Source organism: Iodobacter sp. (assembly GCF_025352645.1).
In the GTDB taxonomy this organism is placed as follows: Bacteria; Pseudomonadota; Gammaproteobacteria; order Burkholderiales; family Chitinibacteraceae; genus Iodobacter.
In genome coordinates this window covers 1-2098 of sequence record NZ_JANXSO010000145.1, presented here as the reverse complement: position 1 = coordinate 2098, position 2098 = coordinate 1, and the positions used below count along the sequence as shown (strand labels likewise).

At 49.0% G+C, this 2098-nt stretch carries 3 protein-coding genes; all 3 read right to left on the bottom strand.

All coding sequences use genetic code 11. The annotated features are described in order from the left end of the window. Nucleotides 1–280, bottom strand: a 280-nt coding sequence (locus tag Q0R17_RS16610; protein ID WP_293936923.1) for a hypothetical protein, incomplete at its 3' end; no start/stop codon positions are given. After that, nucleotides 277–1107 carry a DUF4123 domain-containing protein gene (locus tag Q0R17_RS16605; RefSeq protein ID WP_293936921.1) on the bottom strand — a complete coding sequence of 277 codons (831 nt, stop codon included), beginning with the start codon at nt 1105–1107 and terminating at the stop codon, nt 277–279. The genes Q0R17_RS16610 and Q0R17_RS16605, both read right to left, overlap by 4 nt. Before the next feature lie 2 nt (nt 1108–1109). Further along, nucleotides 1110–2098: type VI secretion system Vgr family protein (locus Q0R17_RS16600; protein WP_293936919.1), on the bottom strand; the 989-nt coding region annotated here is incomplete at its 5' end.

The window sequence follows — 2098 nt, the reverse complement described above, 5'->3', positions numbered from 1 at the left end:
AAATCCACTTTATTTTGACCTCGGGCCCTGCAACAGAAGGGCCACACGCAAATCCACCGCCCCCGCCAAACTTGCTGTCACTTGGTTTGGGTGGAAGCCCTCCCCCCCATTCCCCATTAACGCTGTATTTTGCAATGCTTCTATCTGTGTAATTAAAGCCCTGAAGGCAAACACCATAGCTTGCCGGTTGTAAAAAGCTCCAAATACCCCAGCCAAGTAGTGAGATCAACACAATAGCGGATAGAGGATGGATTTTCTTCCAGTTTATTTTTTTGCTCATTGCGGTGCACTTTCCTGCTCTATCGCATCCAGCAAATCTATTTTCCTTTTTGCGACTAAAGCCAGATTGGCGTTAAGCCGTGGGCTATGAAAACAGGAAACATCCCAATCCAAAGTCAGCGCGCAAAAAGTGTACTGTTGTTCTGCACGATTTAAACCATATTGTTCTAGCAATTGAACTGAATCATGCACTCGTGCAAAAAGCCCAAAATTATTGCGCTCTAAGGGAACATGCTCATTCGCCATTAATTGAGCAATCAGCCAATGGGGGCGATTTTCTTTATTTAACAAATCCAGTTGTTTTTGTTTCAAATGCAATGAGGATGCACGTTTTATCAATAATGGCTGGGGCTGCTGCTGTTTGACTTGGCCAAATGGGTCCAGATAAATCCACTGCGTAACAGGCGCTAGTAATCGTTGCCATTGTGGTTTGCTAAGTGCCCGTTCTAATTGGGCTAAAACACAAGGATCGTAAAACCGGCAGAGCCCAGTATGCCCATTAGGCAGCTTTACATCACTTAATATGCACCAATATCCGGCGATTTCATCAATGGACCATTGGCTATTTAACCAAGTCACTGCATGCGGATAATCGATGCTTAAATTAAGGGTGAATTCTAGGCTGGATTGGGTAAGCGGCAACAGCCATGCAGTTAAATCAGGCTGCGTACCTTCTGCAGAGCCTTCTAAAAGATTACGCCAAGCTGCTTGTTGGTTTTTCCATTCGGCTTGCTGCAAAGCAGGAATTTGTGATGCATCAAGCGTGGCATACCATTTTTCCCCTTGAGCTAAGGATGTAAGAACCGTGGTTTGGATTTCGTTCAACATGACTATGCCCTCTCACCAATGGCTTGATGAGTCAGCGCCATTTCTTTCATGCACTCACGGCATGCTGGCTGGTTAAATTTAGGCAATGGCACGTTCATGCTGGATGGCCCGCTCATATCGTGGGTTGCACCTTTAATACTGACTTCGCCAGGGCAATGAATGTCGATATTGCCGCCTTTTATGCGGATATACGCGCCACCGGCGGTCATCAGGATTTCGTCTTGGGCCACCACCGAGAGGCTTTCTTTGCAGGCGGTGATTTTGATGCTCTTATCGCCGGTGATCTCGATATCGTCGCTCTGTGCTTGCAACTGGATTTTGCCTTTGGCTGCGATCAGTTTTAGCGCGACTTTATCTTTTACCCCAGCTACAAACAGGCTGATATGTTGGCCTACGTTGTGTATCCAGCGGCGGCCGGAGGTTTGGTTGGTATCACGCTGGGCGATTTGGTCGATGTTGGTGCCTGCGGCAATCGTCTGGCTTTGCGGGCTAGTGATGACTACGCCGTCTTCACCGTGCAGCAAGATGATTTTTTGCTGGCCGGTTTGGTCTTTGGATTTGCTCTTGCCGTCTTGATCGGTGTTGCTGCCTGCTTCAAGGCTTTTGCTGGCGTGTACGTGATGATAAAGGTGGCCGGTGCTGGCTTTGCTGCCGGCGCTATTATCGGCCTCAACGGTTTTGCCCTCGTCGCCGGTTTCTATGGTGTCGGCAAGCTGGTTGGTGGCCGTTTCGCCTAGGCTTTGAGCGAGTGAAAATGCAGATTCAAGCTGGCTTTGGGCGGGGCTGTGGTCGAGTTGCTTGCCGCTTGCACCGTTTTTGGCTTCGGTACTAATGAGTAAACCATTGGCGCGGATTGCGCCTTGATTGTCGGTGCGTAATTCAAACCCTTCACCGCGTGGCTCGCCTTTGCCGTCGGTGCGTGGGTGGATTAAATAACCAAGGTTGAGCTGGGTTTTACCGTGCTCGCTAGATAGCTTAGTGCGGACTTCGC